The organism is Patescibacteria group bacterium (genome assembly GCA_038065255.1).
In the GTDB taxonomy this organism is placed as follows: domain Bacteria; phylum Patescibacteriota; class Patescibacteriia; order JACQRZ01; family JACQRZ01; genus JBBTRI01.
The window spans coordinates 1-6,409 of record JBBTRI010000009.1 but is presented as its reverse complement, the minus strand read 5'-3'; the positions used below and the strand labels follow the sequence as shown (position 1 = coordinate 6,409).

At 45.5% G+C, this 6,409-nt stretch carries 5 protein-coding genes and 1 tRNA gene; 1 reads left to right on the top strand and 5 read right to left on the bottom strand.

Annotation, left to right across the window (positions count from 1 at the left end; all coding sequences use genetic code 11):
• Position 1: 1 nt before the first annotated feature.
• Positions 2–88: transfer RNA gene (locus AAB400_02665), tRNA-Ser, on the bottom strand.
• A gap of 64 nt (positions 89–152) precedes the next feature.
• On the opposite strand from AAB400_02665, the gene AAB400_02660 reads away from it, so the two are divergent.
• Positions 153–1,385 carry a UDP-N-acetylmuramoyl-L-alanyl-D-glutamate--2,6-diaminopimelate ligase gene (locus AAB400_02660; protein MEK7648799.1) on the top strand — a complete coding sequence of 411 codons (1,233 nt, stop codon included), beginning with the start codon at positions 153–155 and terminating at the stop codon, positions 1,383–1,385.
• Here the strand turns inward: AAB400_02660 and AAB400_02655 are convergent.
• From AAB400_02655 to AAB400_02640, 4 genes are all read right to left on the bottom strand, one after another.
• The gene (locus tag AAB400_02655; GenBank protein MEK7648798.1) at positions 1,340–1,723 is read right to left on the bottom strand and encodes a phosphoribosyltransferase family protein; all 384 of its coding nucleotides are present in this window, start codon (positions 1,721–1,723) and stop codon (positions 1,340–1,342) included. The two genes, AAB400_02660 and AAB400_02655, sit on opposite strands and share 46 nt — an antisense overlap.
• 116 nt (positions 1,724–1,839) lie before the next feature.
• A complete protein-coding gene (locus AAB400_02650; protein ID MEK7648797.1) occupies positions 1,840–2,043 on the bottom strand; it encodes a hypothetical protein in 204 nt (67 codons plus the stop codon).
• On the bottom strand, positions 2,034–2,654 hold the full coding sequence (locus tag AAB400_02645; protein ID MEK7648796.1) for a hypothetical protein: 621 nt from the start codon (positions 2,652–2,654) through the stop codon (positions 2,034–2,036). Before AAB400_02645 ends, AAB400_02650 begins: the two co-directional genes overlap by 10 nt.
• 20 nt (positions 2,655–2,674) lie before the next feature.
• Positions 2,675–6,409: LAGLIDADG family homing endonuclease (locus AAB400_02640; GenBank protein ID MEK7648795.1), on the bottom strand; the 3,735-nt coding region annotated here is incomplete at its 5' end.

Here is a 6,409-nt window from a genome sequence, read left to right as displayed (position 1 = left end):
TCGGAGAGGGAGGGATTCGAACCCTCGGACCCCGTGAAGGGTCAACATCTTAGCAGGATGCTCCGTTAAGCCACTCCGGCACCTCTCCCCTTAACCTGTATCAGTATAGCAAAAGAGTTGCCATCGTCAATGCTGCACGGTATGATGTTCCCATGAAATCCTTTCTTAAAAAAATCATTTCTTGGCGCTTGGTCAATCTTCTCTGGCATTTGCCGAAAAGTGTCGCTGCGTCATTGCTCTATGGGTTTCCCGCACGAAAGCTTATTTTTATTGCCGTTTCAGGAAGCAAGGGCAAAACAAGTACGGCATATTTTCTCAATCATATTCTTACAGCTGCAGGCACAAAAAGTGCTCTTTTTACAACTGCAGCTCTTTCGATAGCTGGCAGTCAAGAATTAAATACCTTAAAATTGACCACTCCTACCCCTTTTTTCCTACAGAAGTTTTTACGCCGCGCCCTTGAAGCACATTGTACTCATGCCGTTATAGAAGTATCCTCCCATGCACTCAAGCAATACCGTGTCTGGGGTATACCTTTTTCCGTTGTCATTCTTACCAATCTCATGTCGGACCATCTCGAATACCATGCAAATGCCGATGAATATCGCACCATACACAAACGCTTGATTACAAAAAATACGTCAGCGCTTGTTCTTAATGGAGATGATCAGAATGAACAAGCATTTAAAGAACTCCCCGTTAAAAAAATTGTTGTGTCAAAAAACAGTAAGGATTTTACCAAACTATACGAAAACCATCTTGCTATCAGAGGGGAGTTTAATATCATGAATCTTTGTATGGCATGCGCTGCCGCCAAAACACTCGGTATTCCCGAAGAAGCCATACACACATCGCTTACAACCCTCACCAACGCTCCGGGGCGCATGGAATACATACGCTCCGACAAGCCTTTTGATTGTATTGTTGACTATGCACATTCCCCTGATTCTCTTCGCACCTTTTTCTCCGCCATTCGGCCATCAGTTCAGGGCAGGATTATTGCAGTGTTTGGCGCATGCGGCGACCGCGATCCTGGCACGCGACCGATGATGGGACAGGTTCTCGATACCTATGCAGATATTATTGTTGTGACAAATGACGATACCTATTCAGAAGATCCGGAAACAATAGCAGTACAACTAATGAAAGGTATCACACAGAAATCACCAGAAACACTTTATTGTATCCTCGATCGACGAAGCGCAATCAGCAAAGCCCTGTGTCTCGCCCAACAAGGCGATACTGTTTGTATTCTCGGCAAAGGCGCGGAACAATGGCAGATAATCGGCACCGCCAAACTGCCTTGGGATGATAGGTTGATCGTAAAAGATCTCCTCGCTCAGCCATGCGCAAACACTAGCGCAGATACAGATTCTACTCCATGACACTTCAACATTCGCGCAGCTTCACAAAGCGTTGCGCCGGTTGTGCATACATCGTCAATTAACAGTACGGATTTCGGCATTAGTGAAACAGCCCCAATAGCAAAGCATCCTTCGATATTTTTCTTACGCTCGTCTGACGAAAGTTTTGTCTGACTTGCCGTCTTGCGAGCGCGCACAAGGATGTGCTTTTCCAATCCCACTTCGAGAACGCACTGAATGGTTTCTCCCAAAAGCTCCGCTTGGTTAAATTCTCGCTCACGTAAACGTGCTGGATGCAAGGGAATGGGGATGAGGCACTCTGGCTTTTCGCCTCCATGCAGATTCCATGCAGCTGCCATACACCTCCCCATCCAGGGCGAAACGTCTCGAATATTTTCATATTTTAATGCATGAACCATGTCCTGGATCCCTTTTTGTCCAAACTGAAATACCGATACAATCTGTCGAATGCCGCTTACATCAAAACATACATCACATACATATCCATTACTGCTTTCGTGAAGGCATAACGGACAGCGGCGATCATCTGCACGACTAAAATGAGAGCGGCATGGGGCGCATGCCCACCACCCCTCCTGCTCACAACAGAAGCATGAAGGAGGAAACACTGTATCGAGTACGAAAGAACAAAAACGGCGCACTGGAGATTTACTTCCATTCTGCGCGGTCAACGAGCCAGATGTCATCGCTTTTAACAAATTTGAGTGTAACGTCTTGATTGTAAATCTTTGTATTCGCCGGGGAGCCGATCATTTCCCGCCGCTGTGTTGATACAGCCATCTCGGCAATGCCTGTTTGCTCATCAAACATTTTCATGGAATACGAAAGCGCCTTTGTCGTTACGCCCTGATAAATAGGCTGATAGGGCTTGGCAAGCTGTTCGTTTATTTTTCCTTGCGCCCACTTCTTAAAATCTTCAGTCATGAATGGCAGGAGATCGGAAAGATTTTCGTAGCTGCTCTGATTTGAATAACTGCCAAAACGCTCTGCAAATGGTAAAGCGATCGATGCAAGATCAGCTTCTCCGGCAGAACGTTGCGGTGGGGGGATGGGCTGGGGAGCAGGGGCAGGCGAAGGGTTTGGCGTTGGGGAAGGTTCTGGAGATGGAGTCGGTGAAGGCACGGGAACTTCTACGCCTATAGCGCCATTGGTACCCTGCCCGGCTTTTTTGACAAATGATGTCAGACGCACAATGGCAAAGATAACCAAAAACAGGATGACGCCGATAAGAAGTGAGAGAATAATTTTCGAACGCAAGGTAAGATTCATACGCTAATATAGTTTATTGCTTATTTCTTTTCATCAGCAAATTCTTTTTTTGCTGCTTCGATTTCAAGCATTTGGCGCGGATCGGTTGTAATAAGTTGATCTTCGGAATACGAGGCGATTACCTTCATTGCAACATGTTTTTGCCCTGCAAAGAAAATACCTTCGCCTGGCGCGCTTTCGAGCAACAAGTACTTCTCCCCTTCAGTAAGCATAAACGTTCGCTGAATAAGATCAATGGCTGCCGGAGATTGCTTGAGGAGGACTTGAATAGCTGAATTGGTCAAAATCGCCTTACCATAGGGCGACGTAAGAAAATCATTCACGTCTTGAGTGATTGTCGTAACTCCAAGGTAGTATTTCCGACAGCGTTTCACAAGAGCGAATATAAACTTTGCCGAGTCTTCATACTGCATCAGCCACCATGCTTCATCAATAGTAAGAATACGGCGCTTCAACTGAGAACGCACGACATTCCAGATATAATTGACTATGGTGTAGATTGCGATCGGACGCAGCTCGTCCTCCAGGTCACGAACGGAAAACACCACCAGTTGATTGGCAAGCTCCACATTGGTCGGATGGTTCAGAAGACCCGCAAAGGTGCCATCAGTATATTTCTTCAGGCGCTGTACCAGTGAATGCGTTCCCTCCATTCCCTCGAGCACCTCAAGAAGGTCAGTGAGCGACGGGATTTCTTCCACTTTTGATAGGTCGGTTTCCGGGGTAATATCCTTCTTGGCATAAGTTTCAAGAAGGGCACGATCCATGACAGAATCTTCTTCTTCAGTAAGCTTGCCAAGCATGAGGCGCATAAGACCCTTGAGGGTGATAACGGCGCTCCGCAAAATATCCGTAGTTGTTGTCTGTTCGCCAACGGCTCGCGGAAGGTCAAAGGGATTGATCTTGCTTTGCGAGGAAAGCGATACGTTGATATATGTGCCACCAGTGGCATCGCAGAGGTGCTGATATTCGCGTTCCGGATCTATCACAATCACATCGGTGCCCATCATCATCGTCCGAAGAATTTCGAGTTTCACGCAATATGAATTATGGACAAAAAGCCCCCCATGACCAGATAAAAATACTTCATTATCAACAGTAAGGTCATAGACATACCTCTTATCACACTTTTTCTTTTGCATGCTCGTGATCGGATCCCACGCAAGGTCACTTTCCGCCAACTGTACGAGTTTTTGTATAAGCGCATTCACACGATCAAGAGCTTGATAGGTGGTTCGATAGGCACCAACCACAGCCCGAGCACCCCGACATAGACGTTCATAATCCATATCGGCATTTTCTTCCCAGAGCGCATCTTGAAATGATCTTCCAAAATCCTTTTCATAGAGACCAAGTTCTTCAAAACCTCTTTTTACCATCATTTTTACATCTCGAACCAACCATGAGTCTCCCCATACTACTGAGCTTGCTCGAAATACTTGTGCCGCACGAGGCGCGACACTTCCATTCTTCATCAAGCGCCAGCTCTGTCCCAATTCAGACCACAGCGCACTGTTATATTCTCTTTGTACTCCTGCTTCAATGACGGTTTCCAGTGCTGGCAGTGCATCTAATTTTTGAATATCTGCATTTAAACTTTTAAAAGAGTTGATGCGAATGCGTATTTGATTAATAACTTCCTGTAATTTTTTACGCGATGGCTGATATGACCCATTCTTCAATTCAATAATATCCTGCATGCCCCTCAACTGACAGGAAAAGAGTGAATAGAGTTCTTGAAAAACATCTTGAACGGGAATTGTCCAAACATTTGTATTGGCTGTCTTTCCCAGAAGAGCTTCCAGTGCAGCTTGCTTACGTGATGAAATGAATTGAATTGAATCATGGAATCGTTGAAGAAAATCCTGCCCTGAAATAGTAAGCATTGAATAGATGCCTCGCGCTTTACTATTTGTCGCATGTTTTTGCCGATCGCTAAGCCGAGCGACAATGCCAAAACGCAAAAGGAGGTAGGATAGATCCGAAATAAGCCCCTTTGATTTTGATGTTGCAGAAACTGCATGCTGTTCACAACCGCCATCTCCCTCAAAATACGCCTTTAAAAACTCAGTAACAAATTCATTGGGAAGGTTAAATACAAAACCTGGAACACGTTTTGTCGCTGAAATTCCATGCGCACCCACAGCATGTATCAGCGAAATAAATACCCGGCTTCCGATGACGAATGATCCATCCTTCCTTTGGAAAAACGGACATTGAATATCGTTGAGGCATTGTGCAATATCCGCAACTGTTTCACGGTCTTCTTGCGAAATGATTACATGCTTTTGTGAAATGCTGCCCTCGCTGACAATATATCCCAAAAGCCGTAAAAATTGCTTTGAAAGTGCATATTCCAATGAAGGCATCCAGCCTGACCCATTCCTTGAACACGCTGTTGACAATTGTATGATTTTTCTGCAACTCACTTCATCTAGATTTTCTATTTGACTAATGAATGTCTTTATAGGAATTCTGTTCTTGGATAGAGCTGATTTAATATAGATGCGCGCGTCATCTTTTAATAATAGTAAGAGATTAAGTGAATCGCAAAGCAACTCCTCGTTTTGACTGGCAACACAGGTTGGCAAAGGAATATATTCTCCTTCTTTCATTTCATGGCTCTTTACCGCCACCACATCTCCATTGCGCAAAACAAGCATATTATGATCTCCCGTCACGGTTATTTCGCGTCCGCTCTGTGTGCGAAAAACATAGAGATCGTCAGGTGCTGTTTTTCTGGCTGCAACACTTACTCGGCTCCATTCCCCTTTCATATCTTTATTAAATGTATATACCGATACGCCCGGATCAATCACTCCGTCAAACTCCTCATCAATATGCTCAAATCGATGATCCTGCTCAAGCGCATCGATATACTCACCAATGCAAACTCGTTTTATCGTTCCCACTTGATCTTTTATCAAAGCATCAGTATCCCATGCTACGGATTTCCCTGCGCCGGAAGTAGCGAAGACTACCTGATTCGCGTTCTGCAGCGAAAAACGATCAAAGAGAATCAAGCTATTATTGTGCCGATTGATTCCATAGAGTATGCCGTTATCCGTCGTCAGGTCAGCAGAAATGAACGGAAACGCCGTCGCGGCAGGAGAGGTATTCATATTGAAATACACCTGCAGTTCATCGTCACAGAGCGGCAATGTGGAGTTGAATCCCTGTTCCGCCTGATACAGTACGCGCTTGGTAAAAACAAGCTTACTGGAAAACACCGCCTCCATATCTTCTGTTAGTTTGTCCAATTCTTTGAGCGTATTGGCATACATGGTCACATAGAGCCCGATGGAGAAAAAATGTTCCGTGCCCTGCGTAAGCTCGTCGCGCAACCGCTCCATATCCCGTAAGCCGATTTCAGAGGCCGGATCGCGCGGCTTGCCCTTTTCCTGCCGCATGCCAATTTCCGCCTGCACGCGCCCCACCTTGTCGCGGAGCTGTTTGAGTACTACATTAGATGCTAGGGGCGCAAAGAAAAACGAAACATCAAATGATGCAGAGTGGTTAATAATCGGCGCAAACCACCCGACATTGATGTAGCGGGGATAGGTTATCACAAACAATGCACGAGAAAACTGCGAACCGACACGCACATAGGTCGGCTGAATTTCGAATGCTGCAGGAGCAATGAGGTCTTTGATCGTTGCAATACTCTTGCGGTATCTCAATTCTTCTTCCAATACTTCGCGCTGATTGGAAAGTTTTTTTTCTTCAAGCGACGGCACTCCGTCTTTTTTTTGAGG